Below are 23,722 nucleotides of genomic sequence, written 5' to 3' on the forward strand. Positions count from 1 at the left end.
TTTCTTTATGTCTTATTTACTTGCGTTCGCCCAGTCAGCCATGAACTTCTCGATACCTTGATCTGTTAATGGATGGTTTAAGAACTGTTTAATTACGCTCGCTGGAATTGTTGAAATATGTGCACCATGTAAGGCTGCATCAATTGCGTGAATTGGATGACGTACAGATGCCGCAATGATTTCTGTTGGAATATCGTGAATTGCAAAGATGTCTGCAATTTGCTTAATTAATTCCATACCGTTATGACCGATATCATCTAAACGACCTAAAAATGGTGATACGTATGTTGCACCAGCACGTGCTGCTAATAGCGCCTGCATTGATGAGAATACAAGTGTAACGTTCGTTTTAATTCCTAATTTGGTGAACTCACTTACTGCTTTTAAGCCATCTGCTGTTACAGGTACTTTAATAACAACGTTTGGTGCAATTTTTGCTAATTCTTTACCTTCTGCAATCATACCTTCTGCTTCTAAGCTAATTACTTCTGCACTTACTGGAGTATCTGTAATTGCACAAATTTCTTTAATACGCTCATGGAAGTCTACGCCTTCCTTTGCTACTAATGATGGATTCGTTGTTACACCTGCTAATACTCCCATTTCATGGATTTCTTTAATTTGTTCTACATTTGCAGTATCTACGAAAAATTTCATCTTGAAATATCCCCTTTGAATTATCAGATTTTTTAGTAATGTATATTCATACAAAACACACTGTAAACCCCTTCATAAAACGCTTCCAATTAACTGAATAATTTTAATAGTCTCATTGATATGAGGTCTGACAACTACATTTTATACCTTTAGGACTATTTTTTCAAGCGCTTTCACCCTTTTTGTATATTTTGCATGAAAGCGCTCTTTTAAGCGTAGAATAAGAAATGTAACCACTTACATAAGGGTAGAAAAATAAATTTTATGCATTTTTTGAAAAAATATTCTATTATGTGATTGATTTCAGGTCCAAAGTCGTATATATTAGGTGGTGGTTAGACGTCAAACTTGCAATCTAGCAAATTACTTACTATATCATCAGGAGGAACAAAATATGCAATTTATTGGAATTTTAGGTATTATTGCTCTGTTTGGGATTGCGTATCTATTATCGGAAAATAGACAAGCAATTAAATGGCGTACAGTACTAGTTGCCTTTGCTATCCAATTAACTATCGGTGTCCTTGTATTAAAATGGGAAGCTGGTCGTCAAGGATTATCATGGTTTTCTGGTAAAGTACAAGATGTTATCAACTACGCAAATGAAGGTATCGCCTTCCTATTTGGTGGTTTAGCTGATCCAGCTACAAATAACCTTGGATTTATTTTCGCATTTAAAGTATTACCTGTTATTGTGTTCTTCTCTGCCCTAATTGGAGTATTATTCCACCTAGGTATTATGCAATTTGTTATTAACATCTTAGGAGCGGCAATTCAGAAGCTTCTAGGAACAAGTAAGAAAGAATCATTATCTGCAACAGCAAATATTTTCTTAGGCCAAACGGAAGCTCCGCTTGTAATTAAGCCTTACATGAACGTTCTAACTCGTTCTGAAATGTTCGCTGTAATGGTAGGAGGTCTTGCATCTGTTGCCGGTTCTGTACTTGCAGGTTATGCAGGTCTTGGTGTCAAATTAGAGTATTTAATTACGGCTAGTTTCATGGCTGCCCCTGCTGGTCTATTAATGGCTAAATTAATTGTACCAGAAACAGAAGAGCCAAAAGATAATTTAGATGAGTTAGACGAAGCTGCAAAAGAAGACAAAGCTTCTAACGTAATTGACGCTGCTGCACGCGGTGCATCAGACGGATTACAAATCGCACTTAATGTTGGTGCAATGTTATTAGCATTCGTCAGCTTAATTGCATTACTTAACGGTATCATTGGTGGTATCGGTGGCTGGTTCGGTTATGGAGACATTACGTTACAAGTTATACTTGGTTACTTATTAGCTCCAATCGCATTCCTTATCGGTGTTCCAGCAGGTGAACTTGTTACAGCTGGTAGCTTCATCGGACAGAAGTTTGTAATGAATGAATTCGTTGCATATGTAGACTTCGCGAAGTACTTACCTGGTAACGAATTATACGGTACATTATCAGATCGTACTCTTGCAATCATCTCATTCGCTTTATGCGGATTCGCGAACCTTTCTTCTATGGCTATCTTATTAGGTGGTTTAGGAAGTATCGCACCAAAACGTCGTACTATTATTGCACAGTTAGGATTTAAAGCAGTAATTGCTGGTACATTAGCAAACTTAATGACAGCAACTATTGCAGGACTACTTATTTAGTGGTAACCTATTCTTCCAATAGTGCACCACATCACTGTTGATATGATTTTTGAACATCTCAATGTAAAGGGAGACGGTATTCATGAAAAAAGATCAATTAATTCAAGAGGCAATTGCTGGGCGTGAAATGGCGTACGTACCATATTCAAACTTCAAAGTTGGCGCTGCTGTTTTAACAAAGAGTAACAAAGTATATCGTGGTTGCAACGTAGAGAACGCTTCGTACGGATTATGTAACTGTGCAGAACGTACTGCTTTATTCAAAGCTTACTCAGAAGGCGAAACAGAAATTGAAGCAATTGCTGTGGTAGCAGATACAGACGGACCTGTTTCTCCTTGCGGAGCATGTCGACAAGTGATGCTTGAACTATGTGCTGAAGATACAACGGTTATTTTAACAAATCTCAAAGGTGAGACGAAAGAAACAACACCTGTTGAATTACTTCCAGGCGGATTTTCACCGAAAGACTTAACTAAATAATTATCCATGAAAAAGCAAGAGAACATTATACGTTCTCTTGCTTTTTATTTGCACGATGCGCATCGTTTAATTGTTTAATTTCTGCGATGATCTTCATCATCTCCCCTTTTGCATCTGGGTATTGCTCATTCCAATGCTTCGCAAGCGCTGGCATTGACTTGGCAATTGCAGAATAGAGCGCCCATTTCTCTACCTTCTGCTTCAACTCTGGATTTGTCTCACCTAATAACAACTCCGTATACTTATTCAACAATCCATCCATTTGATCTAGGAATTTTTGTTCCATTCTTACTCCCCCCTCTTCTTCATTCTCTTTAGTATATGTTACTTTTTTCCGTTCTTACAGAAAAAAAGATACGGAAACCCGTATCTTTTCATCCTTAACAAGAAATCGCTTGTGGATCTAAGAAATCATCTTTTCTCTGTTCCACTTGTACTTGTTTTTTCTTCATTACTTCTAAATATTTGATATGCAAGCCTTCCATATCTAATACTTTAAACGTATGCGATCCCAGTTGAACTATTTGGCCTTTCTTTATATCGTATTTCTGGGCCATTACCCAACCACCAATTGTATCAACATCGCTATCATCAATGTCTATCCCAAGCAATTCATTTACTTCGCTTACAAGAACTTTTGAATCAATAATGTAGTGACCTTCTTTCACAGTACGAACTAATGGAATTTCATCTGCGTCAAATTCATCTTGGATTTCACCAACGATTTCTTCGACGATATCTTCAACCGTCACAATACCAGCCGTACCACCATATTCATCTACAAGTACTGCCATATGAATACGTTCTTTCTGCATCTTCAATAATAACTTTTGAATTGGCATTGATTCAATGACTTGAATGATTGGACGAATATAATCATCCATCTTTAGATTTTTTACTTCTGGATTGGCAATAATATCAGTAAATATTTCTTTAATATTCACCATTCCAACAACATGGTCTTTATCACCATCTGTAACTGGATAACGCGTGTACTTTTCTGTACGAATAATATGCAAAGCTTCTTCGAGCGAGCAATTTTTGTCTAAGCTGACAATTTGAGTTCGTGGTACCATAATTTCTTTCGCAACACGATTATCAAATTCAAATATCTTATTTACATACTTAAACTCAGATTGATTGATTTCACCACTTTTGTAACTTTCCGATACGATTGCACGTAACTCTTCTTCTGTATGTGCTAATTCATGCTCTGATGCTGGCTTCAATCCAAACATTCCTACAATAAGACGTGCAGAGTTATTTAATACCCAAATGAATGGGAACATTAATTTATAGAATAACATTAATGGCCTTGCTAGCAATAATGTTACTTTCTCTGCTTTTTGAATTGCTACTGTTTTTGGAGCTAGTTCTCCAATAACAACGTGAATGAATGTCATGATAATAAACGCAATTGCAACAGAAATAATACGTTCAATCGAATCACTTAACGCTAAATGTCCTAAAAGTGGGTGCAACAATCGCTCAATTGTCGGTTCCCCTAACCAACCTAATCCTAATGCCGTAACGGTAATACCTAACTGACACGCTGATAAATATTCATCAAGATTAGAGATTACTTTCTTTGCAGCAACTGCACTCTTATTTCCCTCTGCTACTAGCTGATCAATACGAGTGCTACGAATTTTTACAATCGCAAACTCTGATGCTACAAAAAACGCAGTTAAGGCAATCAACAGCCCAACTAATGCTAAGTTTAATATGTCCAATAACGTTCCTTATCTCGTCAAGACGAGTAAGGAATCACCTCCCGGTTTTCAAAAATTTTATTTTTTGTCTAACATGAACTGAAGCAACGACTGAACAAGTGTCTTACTTTGTGGAGTAAGTTTATTGGAGATTACACGCTGTCTTTCTTGGTTAATCTTCTCTAATACTGGCATTATTTCACTTAATTCGTTATGCAATTGCCTCATTAATGCTTCGACATGTTCTGCTTTGTTGTATAAATCTTCTTCTCCTACACATTCTTTGCGGCATTGAATTTTTTCTTTAATTTCTTCTAACGGAATATGACTTTTCTTGCATTCTTCAATGTAACGCAAATCCGCTAATACATCTTCTGTATAATAACGATAATTAGAAGGAGAACGTTCTGCTTGTAGTAATCCAAGCTTCGTATAATAATCGATTGTACGCTTTGTTACATTTGCTAACTCCGCTAACTCACCAATTCGATACACTGCCCCATCTTATCACCTCTATATCATTCTATTAATCTTAATAATATATGATTCCAAACTGTACAGTCAAACGTTTCAGTTTAAAAATTGTTACCATTTTTCATGTAATGCCTTTGCCGAAGTAATAATGCCATCCTCATCTACGTACACGTATTCACCAGTTCGCCACGTCACGCCTCCAAACATAACATTCATGTCTGTCGCACCTCTTCCAATCTTCTGGCTTCTTACTGGCACCTTATTCAATGCATAAATACCGATGTTCATCTTACACAGTTCCGCAACATCTCGTACACATCCATGAATAATAATACCTCCCAACTTTCTCGTTAGTGCAATTGCTGCAAGGTTATCTCCTAATAATGCACAGCGCATGGACCCACCGCCGTCTACGATAAGAACTTCCCCTTCTTCAATTGTTTCTAGTGCTTTTCTTACTAATACGTTATCTTCATATACTCTGACTGTACGAATGTTCCCATGAAATTGCTTCTTGCCACCAAATGATTGAAAAATCGGCTCACATACTTGTAACTGTTCTCCAAATTCATCATGTAAATCTGTTGTTTTCATTTGCTATTCCCCTTTCGTTTCTTGTTTCATATGTTCATGACACATACATATAATTCCTTCCTAATCCTTAAAAAAGCCTAATTCATCAACAAAAGACACATGAAGACTATGAACACGCCACTCTCTGTTCATTCATTACCCCTTATAATTGTAATAAACAAAAGAAGACCTTTTCTCCCATATATATGGGAGAAAAGGTCTTCTTCATGAATGTTACACATCAAATTTAACAACGTAACGATGAATCTCTGTATTGTAGAATCCTTCCGAATACTCGACAAGTCTATCCTCTTCATCATAGACAGAACGGATACGTTTTAACAATGGCTGCTTCTCCATTTGTAAATGCTCACGAACAATTTCATCTGGAGAAACAACATCAAATTCATCAACAAAACGATTGAATGTTACACCTTCATTCATTAATAAATGATACAAAGAGGCTGTATATGTTTCTTCTTCTTTCGGTAAGTCAAGCCAGCTTGGTAAATAATGAGCGAAATAAATGTAAGGTTTACCATCTAATAACAACAAACGACTAACACGGTAACAAGTCGCACCGAACTTCTCATATAAGACTGTTTCTTCTTCATTTTTAAGCTTTTCTAAGTGTGCTTTTGTCTTCTTAATTGTAAATCCTTGCTCCATAAGTAGTTCGGTGAAGTTCTGTCCTTTTGATAACTTCGTAATGACGTTATTGTTAATTACCTCTGTTCCTTTTCCACTTTGTTTTCGCAAATATCCTTCCTTCACTAACTCTTCCACTGCATTACGAATTGTAATTTTGCTCACACTGAATTCTTCTTCTAGTTGCAATTCAGACGGAATATTTGTGTGTATAGGATACTCTCCGTATAAAATACGTTCCTTCAAGATATCTTTGATTTGTAAATAAATCGGACCTTTTTTGCGTAATAACTTCATTTTCTATCTACCTTTCCAGCTCCTGAAACGCCCCATTCATGAACGCTTCTACTTCTCTTAGAGAGGCGACTGGAGAATCTCCGTATGTTGTATGTGCTAGAATGGCTGAAGCAATGGAAAACTCAGCGATTTTCTCTTTTGGCCATTGCATCATGTACCCATGAATGATACCACTTGTATATCCATCGCCACCACCAATGCGATCAAATACATCAAACGTATGGCTCTGTGAATATGCTATTGCACCATCTTGCACGATAAAGCCTGTTAGCTTCTGGACCGTTGTTGAAATTGTTTCTCTCATCGTGCCAGCAATCGTGTGGATGTTATATGTAGCCGCCACTTGCGGTAATAAATCTTCTAGTTGCTTCTCGCGTTCTATTTCTGCTGTCTCCATGCCTAAAATATGTATTGCATCTTTCTCTGTCATTAAACAAATATCAGCAAGTTCTAACATTTCTTCATACAGTGCTTTTGCCTGTTCGTAACTATCCCATAATTTCGGTCGATAATTACAATCAAAACAAACAGTAATATTTCGTTTCTTCGCCTCTCGCGCTAACATTAATACTGTTTCACGTACATTAGGAGTTACAGCTAAACTAATTCCACAAAAATGGATTAACGTAACACCTTCTAACAGTGTATCATACTCATATTCTTCTTTACGAGCTCGGCAGAAAGAACTGTCTTTCCGGTTTGTATACGTTACACTCGTTCCTCGTACCCCGAAGCCATTCTCTAAGAAATAAATCCCTAAATACTCTTCACCACGAAGAACATGAGATGTCCCTACCCCTAACGAACGAATATAGGATAACGCTGCATCACCAAGATTATTATCTGGGAGCTTCGTCAATAATTCTGTACCATGGCCATAGCGACTTACCGCGCTTAAAATGTTCACTCCTGTACCAGAAAAAAGATAATCTAATGTTCTACTTTGCTCTAACTTCTTGTAGTTTGGCACTTGGAGACGCATCATTACTTCTCCAAATGCCGCTACCTTGTTACGCATATTTATTCACCAACTCTTTTGTTACCGCTAATAGTGTTTTCACATCCTTGATGTTAGTTGCACCAGTTTCTTTATCTACAATTGATGAATACACGTGTGGAATAACTTTCTTCACACCGGCTTGCAGAGCAATTTCAACAATCTCTCCAAAGTTGTGCAAATCAATACCACCTGTTGGTTCTAGGAAGAAATCTTCTTCCGCACATGCTTTTGCTACTTCTTTATATTCTTCTACCGTCTCCAATCCTTTCATCGGGAAGAACTTAATCGAATTCCCACCCATGTCCTTAATCATCGCAATTGCTGTATGAATTGGAACGATACCCGCCTCTTCTTGTTCACTTAATGGACCTGTCGAAATCTTCACATGACCCGGCTTTCCAGACGGAGAGACTAAACAATTAATAAGCGTTTCTTTATTATCCACTGTTGCTCGTGTATAACCGACTGCTGTAAATACTTGATTAATATGCTGCGGTTTATATGTACGTACAATATCTGCTACCATATAACACTGTTTCGGATCTCCTGCACCTAATCCAACCGACACTGCATTATCAATTTCTTGTGCATATTTCTTCATATCTATAACTGCTTCTTCTACCGTTGGATAGTTCTTTGATAATACTCCTACTAATACGTGACCTTCTGCTGCCTCGTATACTTCTTTCGCATTATCGATACTATTTGCTAACACGTTTAGACATACACGCTCTTTATAAAAACTCGCTGTTACATTCATTTCGTTTCTCCCCCTAAGATCGCCTGTACTCGCTCCACAATCATCTCCATATCTCCTTGTTGAAGCGGTCTTGTATCAATATCAAAGCTACCAATATTCGCAAGATAATCTCGTGTGTAAATCGCTACTTCACCATTTTTCAACATGTGGACAACTTCTAGTGCGTTCATCTTCGTTACAGACCCGTCTATATGAATACGACCTCTATAAATTGCACGACCACTCTCATCTTGCTGAACAGTTACCTTCACACCAGTGAGTTCATTTAGCACATTTAATTTCTCTAGCTGTTTCAGTTGCTCTGCTGATGTATCTGTTTTTTCTTTGTAATTTTCAAGTGCTTGCAATAAACCAAAGATTGACTCCTTACCTACTTTCATCGCACGGCCAATTCCTTTGCCATGAGCACGTATGTAAGAAATATACTCCTTCTTCCCAGCAACAATACCAGACGTTGGTCCCTCTAATGCTTTCGAACCACTAAAGATTGCAAGGTCACTATTTTCTATATAATGATGTAAGTCTTCCTCTGCTGCGGCATCGACAATAAGTGGAATACTGTGCTTCGTTGCTACCTCTTTCACTTCGGCAAGTGTTGGCATTCCTTTCTTCACACAATGATTCGATACGATGTACAAGATTGCTACCGTTTCACTTGTAATAGCCGCTTCTATTTGCTCTATCTTACATCCGTTTGCATAGCCAACCTCTTTCACTTTTCCACCAGCAAGGTTTACCATCGTTTCTACTGGTGCACCGTAATCAACATTATGCCCTTTTGCCATAATAACTTCATTCGGAAGTGTATGTACAGATTGGTATAGCTTTTCTACTGCATAACGATTATCCTTTGCAATCAATCCTGCAATACTTAATACGATACCACTTGATGCTGAATTGACGATGGTCGCATCCTCTGCACCAAGATAATTCGCAACAACCTCTCCAGACTTATGCACAAGTTGTTCCATTTCTATATATTGTTGTGCCCCAGTTTTCATTGCATCCACAACAGAATCATGAATTGTGGATACACCCAGTATGCTCATTCGACCACTTGCATTAATAACTCGCTTCAATCCATATTTATTCGATACCAATGTATTCACCACCTAAAACGACTGATTTTGGAACAATCTTTCGGTCGTATTCCACTGTTTCACCAGTAGAATCTACTAATGTTACCTTTTCTTTTTCTACTGTAAATAGCGTCAGATCTGCAATATATCCTTTTTCAACTTTTCCTAGCTTCTCTTGTTTAATAATCTCTGCAGGCGTTTCCGTTACTGCCTTCATAATTGTCTGTAAGTCATATCCTAAATATAAAAACTTTGTTAGGACAGAAGCCATACTATACACAGGTCCGTTCACACGGTTCCCTTCATATATATCGGTACTAATCGTGTGAAATGGAATGTTAGCTGCTTTTGCCTTACGCGCTGTTTCAAACGAAAAACTCTCTCTCCCATGCCCAATATCAAGAAGTACTCCTCGTTTTAATGCATCATACAACTGTTGAACAGGTTTCTCTTCATTTAGGAAAATATTATTCTTTTTTCCATTGAAGCAATGCGTAAGAATGTCTCCTTCTTGTAGTTCATCAAGAATATCTGTAATTAATGGTGGCTCGCTTCCTACATGCACCATAATTGGAAGTTGTAGTTCATCAGCAAATATTCTCGCGACTTGAAGCGGCTTAATTCCATTTTCTTTCACGACACTTGCACTAATTCTTGCTTTTAATCCAACGAGAAACGGTGCATATTTTTCGTATGCTTGACGAAGTGGTTCATGCTGTACATTCGTTAAATCAGCTAGTTCATCAATTCGTCGTAAACCAATTTTTGATATATTCAAGAAGGCTAATACCCTCGTCTTACTCGCCTTCGCAATACGATAAAAATCTGCTATATCATCACACCCGCTACTCCCCGCATCAACTACTGTTGTGACACCTGATTGATAGCCAATAACATCAGGTTGTGCGAAGTAAGGAGGAAACTTAGGAAAAGCATGTGTATGAAGATCAATCCATCCACCCGATACATATACTTCTCCCCTCAAATCTATTATATGCCCTTCTCCCTCGTATCCTTCTAGGACATCGATTATTGTGTGACCGTCTATGACAATATCTTTAATTGTTTCATCTACTAATCTGGCATGTTTTAGAATGAGTTTCATTATTTTCTCCCCTTAATCCTCAACTGTTATTTTTCTCGTAAACGGAACGTCCCCCACGGCGCAATATAGTCAATTAAGAAATGCTCTTGTTCATCGACTGTCGCAATAAGATTCTTTCGTTCATCTAATGGCATCTCTTGCAGGACAACTTGTAATTCTCCTTTATATTTACCGAATGTATTGTTCCCGATGAAAATATCACCTTTCACTTGCGCCTTGCTTTCCCGTTCTGGAAAATCTTCCTTCGCGTACTTCTTACGTACTGCTACGGAACGAATCATGTACGCACTAATATCCCCTCGACGAAGGTGTACTTCATCTAACGTTACTGTCTTCTCTAACTCTGTTGTTTCTTCTGTAAATGTTACTTTTAGTTCGATCATGTCACGTTGCAGGGAACCTAATAAGCGAAGCTCTTCTTCCGATGCGTATGCATTCCCGATAATGACATCATCAATTAAACCTGTCGCCCATAGGTGCTTTGCCTGCACATCAACTGGTAACGTACGATGCTCTTCTAATGTACATAGACCATCGTTAATACTCCATGGACCAAGTGGTGCATCGCTTGCTGTGACAAAAGCAGCTGTACGAATACCGTGCTTTCTAAAACGTTCACTACAACGAATAAAGAAATCATATGGTAATCCTGTATAACGTTGTGGATAAAAGTTATGACAGCCTAGTAAATTCCCTTTATTCGCATTGAATGTCAAAATGTTATCCAGATAGTCAACATCATTACTCATGTTTAATTCAATCTTTAGATTATATTTGTTGTAGGTCATTTGTGCTTCTTTCAATCCATCAAACCCCACATCAAGCCGTACTCCATCCGCTCCCAATTCTGCAAAGAAACTTAAATCATCGTAACTAATTTCTAGTTGATCAAATACAGCCGGAGCCACATCTAAAATAACTTCCATTCCTAGCTGCTTCGCATGTGTAATAATTTCTGTAAACTCCGCGACAATCTCTTCTTTTGGCTTATTCACAGATAATAAACAAGTGAACACTCGATCGAACCCATGTGTACTTGCTAACGTTAAATACGCGATATCCTTTTCTACTGTTGAATGCTCTGGATAAATAGAAACACCTAATCTACGAGTCATGTCATTCCCTCACTTCTTTGTTTTTTCAATCTGTGGATAGTACGGTTTCTTCATGCTAGATAAGAAGCCACGATATTTTGTTGACATATATGCTCCACAAGCAACCGTCACAATAATAACTAAAGGTATCAACACCGGACTAGTAATCGCAACGAAGATAACAGCAAGTAACATAATAGCAATACATATACCAACATCCCTCACCGGCCTTAACTTACTCTTAATTGGATAGCGGTGTAACCAAACTTGTGTTGCCAAAAATGTTACAACGGCACATATAACCTCTATCATGTTTCTCTTCCTCCTTCTCTTCTTATCTATATACATGTGTAAGGAAAGAATAGGATTCCTCCTATTCTTTCACTCTTTTATGCGCTTGCTTCCTTTAAATCGTTCTCTTCTTGTTTTAATAACTCTTTCTCATACATCTTCACAAATGGATAGTAGATTGCTAATGAGATAGCGAAGTTAATCACTACAATGACACCCGCCATAATTGTCCAGTTCGTACTAATGACGGCTGCTATTGGTGCTAATACAGTAAATGGTAATTTCGCCATAATCATCGGTATCATGCCACTTACAGTTGCGAAGTATGCAACTGTTGTTGTCACAAGTGGTGTTACGATGAATGGAATCATTAAGAATGGATTCATTACAATTGGTGCCCCGAAAATAATTGGTTCATTGATATTAAAAATACCTGGTATGAAACTTAGCTTCCCAATGGCTTTTAAATGTTTCACTTTTGAGAATAAGAACAAGACAGCTAGCGCTAATGTTGAACCTGCTCCACCAATCCAAACAAACCATTGTAAGAACTGCTCTGTGAATAAATATGGTAGATTAGTAGCATCGCCTGTTTCTGCGAATACTTCCATGTTCTCCGCAATTGCAGAATCCCACATCGGACGAATAATCGGTCCTAAAATAGCCGGTCCATGAATACCTAACGACCAGAAGAATACGATTAAGAATACCGTCAATAATCCACCGAGTAATGTATTTCCAACTAGTAATGATTTAAGTGGTGATACAAGTGTTGTAATAAATGAGTTAATATCAAACTTTAAGCCGTAACGAATACCGATGAACAGTAATACAACAACCATTGTTGGGAATAAAGCTATGAATGAGTTAGAAACTGCTGGTGGTACTCCATCCGGCATTTTGATTGTAATCTTCTTTTCTAACATGAATCGGTATATTTCAACCGTAATAAGTGATGTTACAATGGCTCCAAATAATGAAGCAGAACTTAATTGGCTAATAGATATGTATCTTCCTGCGTTAATAACACCATCTACTGATTCTGTTACTTGAACCGGTACAACGCATGTAATTAAAAATGCTAACGTAGATAAAAACCCTGCACTTAGTTGATCTATCCCGTACGACTGGGCCAAGCAAGAACCTACACCGTATGCTGCATATAATGCTAAAATACCGAACGTAAAGCGGAACGGAATATCAATGATGGCACGATATGGAGCAATCCATTCATTATAACCATCAATTGGCATATTTAAGAAAATAACAAAGAATGATCCGACGATTGTCAGTGGTAATGTGGAAATAATTCCGTTTCGGATGGCTAACATGTGCCTTTGTGAACCCATTTTATGAGCAACAGGCATGAGGTACTTTTCTAAAAGCTTCATGAATTTGTTCATCGTGTTTCTTCCCTTCGCGTGTAAATTTCATCCCCTTCTACCTTTATGATAGCGCTTTCTTAATAGAAATACAATATAACATTATAATGTTATATTGTATTTCTATACAGGTCAAAAGTCCCGTTATTCACAAACTAAATAAAATAACCATTGATAGATGGATATTTTCAATCTCATAATCTATACTTTTCACAAATATAACTACGTCCAAAAACAGGAAAATAGACTTATAAAAATAGAAAAATCAAGAAAAAAACAAGCATTGTACTCGCTGTTTTGTTTATGAAAGTGATAAACTATTATTAGATAGATAATAAAGTCAACTTTATACATACGAACAAAATATATAGTTACTGGAGGAGAAAAGAATGAAAATCTTTACACCTTTATGTACGAAACTAGGCATTACATATCCCATTATTCAAGCAGGCATGGCTGGTGGGCCAACTACAGCGAAACTAGTTGCACACGTTTCCGAGGCTGGTGCTCTGGGAACATTGGGGGCTGCTTATATGTCACCAGATCAACTACGTCAAGCGACTAAAGAAATTAAGCAACAAACATCAAAACCTTTTGCTGTTAACTTATTTTGTACGAATATGGAAGACAATACGAAAGGCATTGAACGTGTCCAGCCAATCTTAAACCGCTTCCGTGAGAAATTAGGTATCTCTGACGGCAATTTACAAATTCACACGCAACAATGGTTTGAAGAGCAATTTCAAATTGTAATAGAAGAAGCAGTGCCTATTATTAGTACTGCATTCGGCGTTCTTCCTCCGTATACAATGAAACTAGCAAAAGAACGAGGAATAACCGTCACAACGATGGTGACAACAATTGAGGAAGCAATCTATGCAGAAGAACAAGGTACAGACATTATCGTGGCACAAGGAAGTGATGCTGGTGGCCATCGTAGTACATTCGATATGACAAAGCACCCAAACGGCGCAAATATCGGTACTTTCTCCCTCGTACCACAAATAGTGGATCATGTTTCTGTTCCTGTTATCGCCGCTGGAGGAATTATGGATGGAAGAGGCCTCGTTGCTGCGCTTGCCTTAGGTGCACAAGGTGTTCAAATGGGGACAGCTTTCTTACCAAGTGTCGAATCTGGTGCCCATGCCAAATATAAAGAAGCACTTCTTCAAAGTACAGAAGAAAGCACAGTTATAACGAAGAGTTTCTCAGGGCGTCCTGCACGCGGAATAAAAAATGAATTCATCCGCCAATTTGAATTTGCTGGTATCGCACCACTTGCATTCCCATCACAAAATACAATTACAAGCGATATTCGAAAAGCTGCGTCCCTACAAAACGATGCAAATTACATGTCGTTATGGGCTGGACAAGGTACACGTCTGTTAAAAGGTGAAAAACATGCAAAAGATATTATCAAGGACATCATTCAACAAGCAGAAAGTATTTTCCAATAAGAAAAGGTGGCTCCAATGAGCCACCTTTTCTTATTTATATATATTATTGTACTGCTTCTTTTTCTTTAACATACCAAATGAATTTGCCTGTGTATCCATAAATAATAGCAAGTGCAATAGATACAAAGCTTAACCACATAAATGGCACATACGCAAACGTCGATACCCCAAGAATACCAGCCATGAAAATACCGTTATCTGACCAAGGCACCATACCAGATGTTAACGTACCACCAACTTCAGAATTTCGTGCTAATACACGTCGATCGATATGAAGTTTGTCATAACTTTCCTGCATGATTTTCGGTGTTAAAATAAGGGATACATACATCGCACAACCGAATACGTTCGCTAAGAAAGCAACTACGATTGTAGATAATGTTACGTTTCCAGCTGAGTTCATTTTCTTCTCAAACTTAGACACAATTACTTTTAATACGCCTAATTTCTCTAATAAACCACCGAAACCAAGACCTAAGATAATAACCATAACAGATCCAAGCATTCCGTTAATACCGCCACGATTTAATAGATCGTTCATAAATTTAATATCAGACTCAATCGCGAATCCGTTATATGCTGTTCCAATTGCCGCTTCCACATCCATACCTTGGAATACAACAGCCCAGATTGCACCGAGTAGTGCTCCCGCTGCAATTGTTGGCATCGACGGTTGCTTTAATGCAAGCAATCCAATAACGATAACTGCTGGCGCTAGTATCCATACTTCAATCGTGAATTGATCTTGTAATGCCGCCTTCAAGAATTCAATATTTCCTAAATCAACATTACCCCCACCGTACATAAATCCTGCTACAGTGAACATAATTGCCGTAATAATATACGCAGGTACATCTAAGTAAAGCATCGCACGCACGTGCGCCATTACCTCAACTCTTGCCATCGTTGCCGCAAGTACCGTACTATCTGATAATGGTGATAACTTATCACCAAAGTATGCACCAGAAAGAACCGCACCGGCTACAAGTGGTAGTGGGAATCCTAAACCTTCACCAATTGCCATCATCGCAATACCAGCTGTTCCAACCGTTCCCCAAGACGTTCCAGTCGCAATCGACGTAATCGAACAAATCAGTAGAGTAGCTAATAAGAAAATACTCGGATGGATAAATTCTAATCCGTAGTAGATTAATGTTGGTACAACTCCACCAGCAATCCATGTACCGATAAGCGCTCCAACAGCGATTAGAATAAGAATTGCTTCAAGTCCATTCGTAATCCCCTTCGTAATAGCTTCTTGCAATTCTCCATATTTATGTCCTAAATACAGTCCAAGAATAATAACAAAAAACCATGAAATAAATAATGCAAGTTGAATCGGTAACTCATATATCGCTGTAAACGAGAATACAACACCTAAAAACATCGTTAACATTAACATGATTTCTATCATTGATGGTAATCTTGCTTGCTTCATGTTCATTCGCCCCTTTAGTGTAGTGTTTAACATTTTGAAGAAAATATAGCTTTGCTGTTGAAAATGCTTGGAATGTGAGAAAAAGACAATAAAAAAAGCCCTTCATCCCCTAAAAAAAGGGACGAAAGGCATAGTTTCGCGGTACCACCCAAATTAACAATAAAAATTGCTCACTCAATCAGCACAGAGCACTCCGCTCGATGCTGTACTTCTTTTAACGGTGAAGTTTCCGGCTGAGTCTACTCTCTCCCCTACAAGATTTCGGTCAGCAACTCCAGGATGTTATTCATAACAGGCATCGTATCAGGCTCACACCACCCCTGACTCGCTTTGACTACTTCCTCTTACTACTTCTTCCCTTCTTCGTCTTTCCTAATGACATTCCGTTACATCTTAACTAATAATCATTTTATCTGAATAATAATAAAAGTCAATGTAAATTTTTTCAATATTATTACCAACCAAAAAACTGCATATTCCAGTACCATCTACGTATCCTATACATGAAAGAAGGTGAATACATATGGCAAAGAAATCATCCAATAGCAAAGCTCAAACTATTCAAGAGAAACAAAATAACAACCAATTCGCTAATCAAACAGGGTATGGAGATAAGAAGTTAGAAGGTCCAAATCGTCCTTCTACGTGAATAGGGAAAGCCGTCATGCGCAGCATGACGGCTTCTATTTATTTCAGTTTTAATGTGAATTCTTGAGTTTCTTCGCGGTAAATTTCACTAGGTAAATCTACTTCCAACGAATACGTATTCATGTTAAATTTCTTAATTGGAGGGAACATTTGTGTGCCATCTGCTAGATCCAATTGGCCTTCTAAATTAAATACCGCCTGGAATTGTAGCTTATCTAAACTTCTTGTTTCTGTTTTCTCCACCCAGTTTAAGAAAGTCCCTGGTTCTACCTGACCTTTCTTTTCTGGATTATATACTTTTTCTCCAGTTAGATAGGCCGTTTCATACAATCCTAACGGGGAAGCAGGATGGTTCATATGATTAATAATGAACTCTTTTCTCGCTTCTTCATTCATTTTATATTCGTAATCAACAAATAACTTCCCATCTTTGTGCTTAATATCCGTAATAATTGTTTTTCCTTCTTTCCGTTTACTTGAAAACTCAAAAGGAAGTTTTGTTGTTAAAGGAAAATGTACACTCTCTTCCCTTATTTGCTGATTCATATAAATATGTAAATCCTTTGTACTAGCTGGCACTTTCTCTAATCCTTTTCTTACTCTTATTTTATACATATCTCCTACTTTGTTCGATTTCCTTATAACATTCCCACCATTCATTTTTACTTCTTTTCCATCATTCGTATAGAAATCGTTGATATAAAGTGTATCTTTTTCATATTTTGTTCGTATTGTCATATCAATGAAAGACGTTTCTTCTCCAGTTACCAATCGATCAAATGTGACGCTATATTCACCCTCTTTATCCTTATACGTCTGTTCTTTCAAGTCAACTGACGTATGTGCTAACTGTTGAACAGGAATATCAAACTTCCACTCACTTGTTGTTCCACCAACATCTGTTAACGTGATTGGTAATGTATAATTATCTGGTAATTGTTCCTCAGAAGGATAGAACTCAATAATCATAAGCCCTGTATCCTCGGTATATTCGGTATTGAAAGAAGCATCCAATTTCCAGTTCTTCCCGTCCTTCATCGATTCAAAATCAAATGGAAACTTCTGAATATCTTCATGTAACTTGGCTAATTTCGATTTATCTACTTCAAAGGTAATTGCTATCTTTCCACCGTCATAATAGGCACTCGTTGCCGTTACTTCAATACCTGCGCTTACTACTTTCTCATCTAATTTCTTAATTAAATTACGGTTTGATAGTTTTTCCCCAGTTGAATCGTGGAATGTAGCATACATGTTTCCGATAATAGGTATTTCCGCTAATACTCCATTCATATATGAGGAGAAGAATCCTGATCCAAGAATACCTATAGATACAATTGCTGCAATTCCGACTACCTTCCATCTTCTCTGCTTCTTCCAACCTTTCAATGGTTTTTCTTGCTTTGCCCTCGTAATTCCGTTCTTAATAGCACAATTTAAATCAGCAATTGGCACTTCTAATTTATTCATTTCGTCATTAAACCACTGTTTATCCATATAGGATCACTCCCCCCTCCTAATATATTTCTCAGTCGCTTTCGTGCACGGTGCAAATACGTTTTGACCGTTCCTTCTGGTACACTAAGTTGCCACGCAATTTGGCTTATCGGCAAGTCATAATAATAATATAGGAGAATAACAGTTTGATAGTTTTCATCTAGCTGCATGATGGCATCTTTTAAGTCCATGTTTTGTTCCACACGATGCAACTCGTCTGACATTCCTTTAGGAATATTCTCTTCTTGCATCTCCTGTATATTCATAACCTTCTTCTTTTCGTTCAATACTTGGTACGCATGATGAATCAAAATGCGTGTTAGCCATGTTAAAAAGTACTCGGGTTTCTTTAATTGCTCTATAGACATGTACGCTTTGTACACCGTTTCTTGTATAACATCGAGCGCATCTTCTTTGTTTTGGACGTACATATATGCTGTTCGATATAATCGCTCTTGATGCATGCTAATTAATTGTTCGAATGCTTCGTCGTCACCTTTACGCGCTTTTTTCACTAAGGCTATCGTATCCATGTTACGCCTCCTCTCGTTTATTACGTAGAATTGTTCGCTATTTAAAAGAGACGATTTATCCCCTATTAATCCAAACCCTACTTTAAATCCAACTTAAATTCTTGAACGCTAGCTGCACTACTGTGCATAAATTGAATTGGTATTTCTACCGCATAATTTTTAAAATCAAACTCTTTAATAGGCTTATTAAAACCATCGCCAGCATCTAAATCAAATATTGCTCTAAATTGTAAAGTATCTTCATCAATAATTTCATATCTCTGATTCCCACTTAAATGTTCTCCGCTACTAAAAATTTTTATTTCTTTATTTGATTCCATATGTTCTATTTCTAGCAAACTAAATCCCCACTTATCTAAAGTGTCTCGTAAATATTCCTTATTTGGGTTAGCCATTACAAATTGATAATCTACCAATACTTCCCGTCCCTTTTTTTCAATACGGTTAATTACTACCTTATCATCGCTACGAGTACTCTTTGCTTCATATGGCAACTTTGTTTTTAATGGAGCTATTACATTAGATACCTCTTTAAAATGCTCCATATTCACCGTTAAGAACTCTATATCCTCTGGTACTTTTTCCATCGTCATTCGGTACTTATATTCGAAGCGGTCTCCTACTTTTTTATACTTACGTTCAAAGTAGTCACCCACCTTCTCGTTTTCTACATCTGACTCTGTCGCTCTGTATTTTCTCCCATGCTGATCGTATACCTCTATGAACGTTATATCATCATTCTTATAATCCGATAACACCGTATACTCCAAGCTTGTTGAACCTTGACCATGTATTACCTTGTCAAATGTTACTGCATATTCACCATTTTTATCATTAAATGTTTGGTCTATTTTTGCTTCTTTATACTCTAATTTCTCTACAGGAATATTAAAATTCCATTCTCCTTCTGTTCCAGCAATATGTGTAAAGACGATTGGTATTGTATAATTTGAGGACATAGCTTCGCCAGTTGGGATGAAATTAATGATTATATACCCTTTTTTTTCATCATAGCTCATATTGAAACCTTCTTTTTTAAAGCTATGTCCATCCCCGAGCACCTTAAAATCTACTCCAAACATCTCTAAATCTTCTTCTACAGTAACCATGTCTTCTCTATCCACTTCAAAGGTAATTGCGATTTTCCGATTATCATAATAAGCACTCGTCGCTTTTATCGTAACTCCATTGCTTACTACTTCTTCATTTAATTTTGTCAATAAATCCTTATTTGCCAGCGCCTCTCCAGTTTTATCATCAAGGGAGCCATATACTTGCCCCAGGTATGGAAAGTTCGCCAATATACTACTCACCTGAGGGAAAATAAATCCTGATCCTAATACACCTACTGTTATCGCTGCTGCAATGCCCGAGCTTCTAATTAAGTTCTTCTTGTTCTTTGCTGGTTTTTCTTCTTTTTCTTTCTTCGCTCTAGCGATACCGATCTTAATCGCATCATGCAATTCTGAAGTTGGAACTTGTACTTGATTTAGTTCTTCAATAAGTCTTTTTTTGTCCATGTAGGATCCCCCCTTCTTCCAGATGCGGTAGTAATTTTGTTACGTTTCTCATATATGTCGAAACAGTCACCTCAGATACATTAAGATGCCATGCGATGTGATCAATTGGAAGATCATAATAATAAGATAAAAGAATAACAGTTTGATAATTTTCATCCAATTGCATCAGTACACCTTGTAGGCTATCCGGTCCTTCCATTTCATCTATTTCTTGTTTAGCTCTATATGCATGATGGAGAAGAATACGTGTTAACCATGCTAGAAAATAATCTAGTTTCTTTAAATCTTTAAACGATATGTAAGCTTCACAAATCGTATCTTGTACGATGCGAAGTGCCTCTTCTTGATTTCCCGCATACATATATGCCGTTCGGTAAAGTTGATGTTGATACAAACCTATCAACCGTTCAAATGCTTCATCATTGCCTTTTCGGGCTTTACTTACTAACTTCAAAACATCCATCTTATTCCTCCTCTCACTTATTAGAGAGGTATATATATCATTCGGTTTCAAAAAAATAGTAAAAATGCCAAATTATTTTTTCGCCATAAAAAAACAGACTTCCGAAAAAGTCTGTTTCATCTCTATTATTCGCCTAAATCTACGTTGTGGTATACTTGGCGCACATCGTCTAACTCTTCTAGTGCATCAATCAGTTTCTCAAACTGTACGTTTGCATCTTCTGCAAGCTCTACTTCGTTTTGTGCAAGCATTGTTAATTCGGCAACTGTGAATTCTTCTACACCAGCTTCTTTGAATGCTGATTGCACAGCATGGAATTGCTCCGGCTCTGCGTATACGATAACTGCATCTTCCTCTTCTAGAATGTCACGTACATCTACGTCTGCTTCCATTAAAATTTCTAATGCATCATCAGCTGTCCTTCCTTCAAGTCCGATAACTGCTGTTGCATCGAACATGTATGCAACAGAACCATTCACACCCATGTTTCCACCGTTTTTGTTAAATGCTGCGCGTACGTCTGCGGCTGTACGGTTTACGTTATTTGTTAATGTATCTACAATGACCATTGAACCATTTGGTCCGAATCCTTCATAACGAAGCTCGTCAAACGTTTCATCTGAACCACCTTTTGCTTTTTCAATTGCACGGTCGATGATATTTTTTGGTACGCTATATGTTTTTGCACGCTCAAGTACAACTTTTAACGCTTGGTTTGATTCTGGATCTGGTTCTCCTTGCTTCGCTGCTACGAAAATTTCGCGGCCGAATTTCGCATAAACTCGACTAGTATTTGCATCTTTTGATGCTTTTTTCTCTTTAATGTTATTCCATTTACGACCCATTCTTGTTCCACTCTCTTTCGACTATATACTCATGCCAACATGCGGCAGAAAACATTTACTATCTACCATCTATTATACCTGAAATATAGCGTTTGTTAAGAGCAGAATGATTTCCTATAACCTTACAAAAATGTAAGATACACTTCTTCTTTTGTCAGTTAATTCGATGTTTATATTCTGGCTATTCGGATAAACTGACATTAACAAAAGAAGAAAATAGAAGGAGCGGATAACAATGGAAAGAAAGCAAGATTTATTATTTTCACAATTGGTAACGAGTATTTGTTTAGGTGGATTTGTATTACTAACAGGTATAACTATTGTAGCAAACGTTATTACACAGCTATTTAACTAACCACCTTATTCTACTAATGTTCCATCTTTCATATACACAATACGATCGCACAGATCTAATATACGTTCATCATGCGTTACCATTACCGCAGCTTTCCCGCGGGACTTCACTTCATGTGCTAACATCGCTGCAACATCTCGACCACGCTTCGAATCAAGGCTAGCTGTCGGTTCATCTGCTAAAATAATTTCCGGATCATTCATAAAAGCACGTGCTATCGCAACACGCTGACGTTCTCCACCAGATAACTTCTCCGGATAATGATTCATTCGATCACGTAAGCCAAGGCGAGTCAACAATCCCTTGGCTTTCTCCTCCACTTGTGCTGTTTCTGTTCCGGCTAGCTTCGGTATAAGTAATAGCTGATCTATTACAGACAAATACGGAACTAAGTTAGAAGATTGAAAGACAAAGCCAATATGGTGCAGCCTAGCTTGTTGCAATTGCTTTGACGAAAGATTCGTCACATCTTCCTCATTAATAAAAATTCTCCCACTAGTCGGTGATAACAACGCACCTGCAATCGATAAAAACGTACTCTTCCCCGATCCAGAAGGACCAACAACCGCTACAAATTCTCCTTCCTTCACACGTAATGATACATTATGCAATGCTGTTACGGCATTCTCTCCCTGACCGTATACTTTTTGAACGTTTTCTAGCACTAACTTTTCTTTCATCATTCAACCCTCCCTATAGCTTCAATGGCATCGATTTTGGCAATGCGTCGTAAGGATAACAAAGCACCAAGTACCGCTACACCTATCAACAACAACGCATACTTTATAATGACGTCAATTCCTAATTCGAATGGCATACTCTCTGGAAATAAAGCACTAATACCAAACGTCAATGTAATACTAATTCCAATCGCTACCGTTGCCAACAATAGTACTTGCCCAATTAAATTTTTTGCTAAATAGGATGTTTTAGCTCCGATTGCTTTTAATACACCAAATTGATTTGTTTTTTGCAATGTAATGACATAGAAGAATACTGCCTGAATGAATGCCGCAATAATAAGAAGAAATGCAATCATCATCGTCAGTGATCCTTGTTCTTCTTTGTAACCTGGAATCCCTTGCATTGCACCGTCTTTTGTCAACACTTCTACATGTGTATTACTCTCACTAATAGACGTTTCCCCTTTTACAACTACCGCATTGTATGCAGGCTCTTTCTGCCTTCCTGTCTCCTTCATCATCGTTTGAAAGCTTTCTGTATCTGTATATAAAACCGGCATATGACTAAACATTTGCCCTTCTGCAAATCCAACAACAGTAAATGTTATGCCGAAATCTTCGTTTATTAACGTATCCCCTAGTTCAATACCTTGCCTCTTCAAAGAAGCATCTACAACTGCCTCATGTTCCCCTACATTCTGGATGCTAGATCCTTCCACATCATCAGGCATAATCATACTTGTTCGTTCAACACCGAAAACAGTGACATCTACCTTTTTCTCTTCTCCATTAGGAACGAATGACATCGTTGCAACAGATAGTGGTACTGCCTCTTCTACACCGTCTTCCTTTCGTATCTCATCAAGTGTATTTGTCTGTATAGACGAACGTGCTAGCTTTTGTTCCGCACTCTTTTGTAAGACGAAGTAGTCTCCATTCATATTTTTCATTGCTGAAGCGTTATCTAATGCAAGCCCGTTCGCTAATCCTGAAACAATAAAAGTTAACCATGCAACGAGAAGCATGATACATCCAATTAATAAATAACGAAATTTCGCATGTTTCAATTCACGTATCGCAAGAAACATCGTGTT

26 protein-coding genes and 1 other annotated feature are annotated in these 23,722 nt (G+C 37.6%); of the genes, 5 read left to right on the top strand and 21 right to left on the bottom strand.

Annotation, left to right across the window (positions count from 1 at the left end):
• Positions 1–12: 12 nt before the first annotated feature.
• Positions 13–657 carry a fructose-6-phosphate aldolase gene (fsa, locus tag IEV41_RS16470; RefSeq protein WP_188389599.1) on the bottom strand — a complete coding sequence of 215 codons (645 nt, stop codon included), beginning with the start codon at positions 655–657 and terminating at the stop codon, positions 13–15.
• Between the two features lie 394 nt (positions 658–1,051).
• Here fsa and IEV41_RS16475 point away from each other — a divergent pair, with 394 nt between their 5' ends.
• Both IEV41_RS16475 and IEV41_RS16480 read left to right on the top strand, forming a co-directional pair.
• Positions 1,052–2,293, top strand: coding sequence for a NupC/NupG family nucleoside CNT transporter (locus IEV41_RS16475; RefSeq protein WP_188389600.1), 1,242 nt, complete (start codon positions 1,052–1,054; stop codon positions 2,291–2,293).
• A gap of 82 nt (positions 2,294–2,375) precedes the next feature.
• A complete protein-coding gene (locus IEV41_RS16480) occupies positions 2,376–2,774 on the top strand; it encodes a cytidine deaminase (RefSeq protein ID WP_188389601.1) in 399 nt (132 codons plus the stop codon).
• A 25-nt stretch (positions 2,775–2,799) separates the two neighbouring features.
• Here IEV41_RS16480 and IEV41_RS16485 read toward each other — a convergent pair whose 3' ends face one another.
• The 12 genes from IEV41_RS16485 to IEV41_RS16540 all read right to left on the bottom strand — a co-directional run bounded on the left by IEV41_RS16485 (position 2,800) and on the right by IEV41_RS16540 (position 13,210).
• Entirely contained in the window at positions 2,800–3,060 is a 261-nt protein-coding gene (locus IEV41_RS16485; protein ID WP_188389602.1) for a YusU family protein, read from the bottom strand.
• A gap of 94 nt (positions 3,061–3,154) precedes the next feature.
• Complete coding sequence (locus IEV41_RS16490; protein ID WP_188389603.1) at positions 3,155–4,507, bottom strand: hemolysin family protein; 1,353 nt, start codon at positions 4,505–4,507, stop codon at positions 3,155–3,157.
• Positions 4,508–4,564: 57 nt separating this feature from the next.
• Positions 4,565–4,981: a MerR family transcriptional regulator gene (locus tag IEV41_RS16495; protein WP_188389604.1), complete on the bottom strand. Its 417-nt coding sequence runs from the start codon at positions 4,979–4,981 to the stop codon at positions 4,565–4,567.
• Between the two features lie 90 nt (positions 4,982–5,071).
• Entirely contained in the window at positions 5,072–5,554 is a 483-nt protein-coding gene (gene rraA / locus IEV41_RS16500; RefSeq protein ID WP_188389605.1) for a ribonuclease E activity regulator RraA, read from the bottom strand.
• Between the two features lie 213 nt (positions 5,555–5,767).
• Positions 5,768–6,478, bottom strand: a complete 711-nt coding sequence (locus IEV41_RS16505) for a GntR family transcriptional regulator (protein WP_188389606.1) — start codon at positions 6,476–6,478, stop codon at positions 5,768–5,770.
• Between the two features lie 7 nt (positions 6,479–6,485).
• Positions 6,486–7,496, bottom strand: a complete 1,011-nt coding sequence (locus IEV41_RS16510) for a sugar kinase (protein ID WP_188389607.1) — start codon at positions 7,494–7,496, stop codon at positions 6,486–6,488.
• The gene (dagF, locus tag IEV41_RS16515; RefSeq protein WP_188389608.1) at positions 7,489–8,238 is read right to left on the bottom strand and encodes a 2-dehydro-3-deoxy-phosphogluconate aldolase; all 750 of its coding nucleotides are present in this window, start codon (positions 8,236–8,238) and stop codon (positions 7,489–7,491) included. Before dagF ends, IEV41_RS16510 begins: the two co-directional genes overlap by 8 nt.
• The gene (locus tag IEV41_RS16520) at positions 8,235–9,347 is read right to left on the bottom strand and encodes a DgaE family pyridoxal phosphate-dependent ammonia lyase (protein WP_188389609.1); all 1,113 of its coding nucleotides are present in this window, start codon (positions 9,345–9,347) and stop codon (positions 8,235–8,237) included. The genes dagF and IEV41_RS16520 overlap by 4 nt, the downstream gene beginning before the upstream one ends.
• Positions 9,325–10,422, bottom strand: coding sequence for an amidohydrolase/deacetylase family metallohydrolase (locus IEV41_RS16525; RefSeq protein WP_188389610.1), 1,098 nt, complete (start codon positions 10,420–10,422; stop codon positions 9,325–9,327). Before IEV41_RS16525 ends, IEV41_RS16520 begins: the two co-directional genes overlap by 23 nt.
• Before the next feature lie 26 nt (positions 10,423–10,448).
• Complete coding sequence (locus IEV41_RS16530; protein ID WP_188389611.1) at positions 10,449–11,537, bottom strand: DUF871 domain-containing protein; 1,089 nt, start codon at positions 11,535–11,537, stop codon at positions 10,449–10,451.
• A 9-nt stretch (positions 11,538–11,546) separates the two neighbouring features.
• Positions 11,547–11,828 (bottom strand): hypothetical protein, encoded by a 282-nt coding sequence (locus tag IEV41_RS16535; protein ID WP_188389612.1) that lies wholly within the window; start codon positions 11,826–11,828, stop codon positions 11,547–11,549.
• Positions 11,829–11,905: 77 nt separating this feature from the next.
• Positions 11,906–13,210, bottom strand: a complete 1,305-nt coding sequence (locus IEV41_RS16540) for a PTS sugar transporter subunit IIC (protein ID WP_188389613.1) — start codon at positions 13,208–13,210, stop codon at positions 11,906–11,908.
• Positions 13,211–13,578: 368 nt separating this feature from the next.
• Between IEV41_RS16540 and IEV41_RS16545 the strand changes: the two genes are divergently transcribed.
• Positions 13,579–14,646: an NAD(P)H-dependent flavin oxidoreductase gene (locus IEV41_RS16545; RefSeq protein ID WP_188389614.1), complete on the top strand. Its 1,068-nt coding sequence runs from the start codon at positions 13,579–13,581 to the stop codon at positions 14,644–14,646.
• A 43-nt stretch (positions 14,647–14,689) separates the two neighbouring features.
• On the opposite strand, the gene nhaC is transcribed toward IEV41_RS16545, so the two are convergent.
• The gene (nhaC, locus tag IEV41_RS16550; RefSeq protein ID WP_188389615.1) at positions 14,690–16,084 is read right to left on the bottom strand and encodes a Na+/H+ antiporter NhaC; all 1,395 of its coding nucleotides are present in this window, start codon (positions 16,082–16,084) and stop codon (positions 14,690–14,692) included.
• 114 nt (positions 16,085–16,198) lie between these two features.
• Positions 16,199–16,457, bottom strand: a binding site (T-box leader).
• Between the two features lie 150 nt (positions 16,458–16,607).
• On the opposite strand from nhaC, the gene IEV41_RS20210 reads away from it, so the two are divergent.
• Positions 16,608–16,733: a hypothetical protein gene (locus IEV41_RS20210; RefSeq protein WP_268235150.1), complete on the top strand. Its 126-nt coding sequence runs from the start codon at positions 16,608–16,610 to the stop codon at positions 16,731–16,733.
• A 38-nt stretch (positions 16,734–16,771) separates the two neighbouring features.
• On the opposite strand, the gene IEV41_RS16555 is transcribed toward IEV41_RS20210, so the two are convergent.
• The 5 genes from IEV41_RS16555 to IEV41_RS16575 all read right to left on the bottom strand — a co-directional run bounded on the left by IEV41_RS16555 (position 16,772) and on the right by IEV41_RS16575 (position 21,590).
• The gene (locus tag IEV41_RS16555; protein WP_188389616.1) at positions 16,772–18,229 is read right to left on the bottom strand and encodes a DUF4179 domain-containing protein; all 1,458 of its coding nucleotides are present in this window, start codon (positions 18,227–18,229) and stop codon (positions 16,772–16,774) included.
• The gene (locus IEV41_RS16560) at positions 18,199–18,762 is read right to left on the bottom strand and encodes a sigma-70 family RNA polymerase sigma factor (protein WP_188389617.1); all 564 of its coding nucleotides are present in this window, start codon (positions 18,760–18,762) and stop codon (positions 18,199–18,201) included. Before IEV41_RS16560 ends, IEV41_RS16555 begins: the two co-directional genes overlap by 31 nt.
• 77 nt (positions 18,763–18,839) lie before the next feature.
• The gene (locus IEV41_RS16565) at positions 18,840–20,282 is read right to left on the bottom strand and encodes a DUF4179 domain-containing protein (RefSeq protein WP_188389618.1); all 1,443 of its coding nucleotides are present in this window, start codon (positions 20,280–20,282) and stop codon (positions 18,840–18,842) included.
• Positions 20,260–20,745, bottom strand: coding sequence for a sigma factor-like helix-turn-helix DNA-binding protein (locus tag IEV41_RS16570; RefSeq protein WP_188389619.1), 486 nt, complete (start codon positions 20,743–20,745; stop codon positions 20,260–20,262). The genes IEV41_RS16565 and IEV41_RS16570 overlap by 23 nt, the downstream gene beginning before the upstream one ends.
• Positions 20,746–20,870: 125 nt before the next feature.
• Positions 20,871–21,590, bottom strand: coding sequence for a YebC/PmpR family DNA-binding transcriptional regulator (locus IEV41_RS16575; protein ID WP_188389620.1), 720 nt, complete (start codon positions 21,588–21,590; stop codon positions 20,871–20,873).
• A gap of 235 nt (positions 21,591–21,825) precedes the next feature.
• On the opposite strand from IEV41_RS16575, the gene IEV41_RS16580 reads away from it, so the two are divergent.
• Complete coding sequence (locus IEV41_RS16580) at positions 21,826–21,945, top strand: DUF4027 family protein (protein ID WP_188389621.1); 120 nt, start codon at positions 21,826–21,828, stop codon at positions 21,943–21,945.
• A 5-nt stretch (positions 21,946–21,950) separates the two neighbouring features.
• Here IEV41_RS16580 and IEV41_RS16585 read toward each other — a convergent pair whose 3' ends face one another.
• Entirely contained in the window at positions 21,951–22,628 is a 678-nt protein-coding gene (locus tag IEV41_RS16585; protein WP_188389622.1) for an ABC transporter ATP-binding protein, read from the bottom strand.
• Positions 22,625–23,716 carry an ABC transporter permease gene (locus tag IEV41_RS16590; RefSeq protein WP_188389623.1) on the bottom strand — a complete coding sequence of 364 codons (1,092 nt, stop codon included), beginning with the start codon at positions 23,714–23,716 and terminating at the stop codon, positions 22,625–22,627. The genes IEV41_RS16585 and IEV41_RS16590 overlap by 4 nt, the downstream gene beginning before the upstream one ends.
• Positions 23,717–23,722: the final 6 nt, after the last annotated feature.

This window comes from Priestia taiwanensis (assembly GCF_014638355.1).
Lineage (GTDB): Bacteria > Bacillota > Bacilli > Bacillales > Bacillaceae_G > Priestia_D > Priestia_D taiwanensis.

Bases quoted from the DNA above. Each gene is read 5' to 3' on its own strand.
- IEV41_RS16540 (WP_188389613.1), bottom strand. From the start codon at position 13,210: ATGAACAAATTCATGAAGCTTTTAGAAAAGTACCTCATGCCTGTTGCT.
- IEV41_RS16560 (WP_188389617.1), bottom strand. From the start codon at position 18,762: ATGGATACGATAGCCTTAGTGAAAAAAGCGCGTAAAGGTGACGACGAA.
- IEV41_RS16480 (WP_188389601.1), top strand. From the start codon at position 2,376: ATGAAAAAAGATCAATTAATTCAAGAGGCAATTGCTGGGCGTGAAATG.
- IEV41_RS16555 (WP_188389616.1), bottom strand. From the start codon at position 18,229: ATGGATAAACAGTGGTTTAATGACGAAATGAATAAATTAGAAGTGCCA.
- IEV41_RS16570 (WP_188389619.1), bottom strand. From the start codon at position 20,745: ATGGATGTTTTGAAGTTAGTAAGTAAAGCCCGAAAAGGCAATGATGAA.
- IEV41_RS20210 (WP_268235150.1), top strand. From the start codon at position 16,608: ATGGCAAAGAAATCATCCAATAGCAAAGCTCAAACTATTCAAGAGAAA.
- IEV41_RS16530 (WP_188389611.1), bottom strand. From the start codon at position 11,537: ATGACTCGTAGATTAGGTGTTTCTATTTATCCAGAGCATTCAACAGTA.
- IEV41_RS16510 (WP_188389607.1), bottom strand. From the start codon at position 7,496: ATGCGTAACAAGGTAGCGGCATTTGGAGAAGTAATGATGCGTCTCCAA.
- IEV41_RS16505 (WP_188389606.1), bottom strand. From the start codon at position 6,478: ATGAAGTTATTACGCAAAAAAGGTCCGATTTATTTACAAATCAAAGAT.
- IEV41_RS16545 (WP_188389614.1), top strand. From the start codon at position 13,579: ATGAAAATCTTTACACCTTTATGTACGAAACTAGGCATTACATATCCC.
- rraA (WP_188389605.1), bottom strand. From the start codon at position 5,554: ATGAAAACAACAGATTTACATGATGAATTTGGAGAACAGTTACAAGTA.
- IEV41_RS16535 (WP_188389612.1), bottom strand. From the start codon at position 11,828: ATGATAGAGGTTATATGTGCCGTTGTAACATTTTTGGCAACACAAGTT.
- dagF (WP_188389608.1), bottom strand. From the start codon at position 8,238: ATGAATGTAACAGCGAGTTTTTATAAAGAGCGTGTATGTCTAAACGTG.
- IEV41_RS16580 (WP_188389621.1), top strand. From the start codon at position 21,826: ATGGAAAGAAAGCAAGATTTATTATTTTCACAATTGGTAACGAGTATT.
- fsa (WP_188389599.1), bottom strand. From the start codon at position 657: ATGAAATTTTTCGTAGATACTGCAAATGTAGAACAAATTAAAGAAATC.
- IEV41_RS16475 (WP_188389600.1), top strand. From the start codon at position 1,052: ATGCAATTTATTGGAATTTTAGGTATTATTGCTCTGTTTGGGATTGCG.
- IEV41_RS16585 (WP_188389622.1), bottom strand. From the start codon at position 22,628: ATGATGAAAGAAAAGTTAGTGCTAGAAAACGTTCAAAAAGTATACGGT.
- IEV41_RS16575 (WP_188389620.1), bottom strand. From the start codon at position 21,590: ATGGGTCGTAAATGGAATAACATTAAAGAGAAAAAAGCATCAAAAGAT.
- IEV41_RS16590 (WP_188389623.1), bottom strand. From the start codon at position 23,716: ATGTTTCTTGCGATACGTGAATTGAAACATGCGAAATTTCGTTATTTA.
- IEV41_RS16525 (WP_188389610.1), bottom strand. From the start codon at position 10,422: ATGAAACTCATTCTAAAACATGCCAGATTAGTAGATGAAACAATTAAA.
- nhaC (WP_188389615.1), bottom strand. From the start codon at position 16,084: ATGAAGCAAGCAAGATTACCATCAATGATAGAAATCATGTTAATGTTA.
- IEV41_RS16565 (WP_188389618.1), bottom strand. From the start codon at position 20,282: ATGGACAAAAAAAGACTTATTGAAGAACTAAATCAAGTACAAGTTCCA.
- IEV41_RS16485 (WP_188389602.1), bottom strand. From the start codon at position 3,060: ATGGAACAAAAATTCCTAGATCAAATGGATGGATTGTTGAATAAGTAT.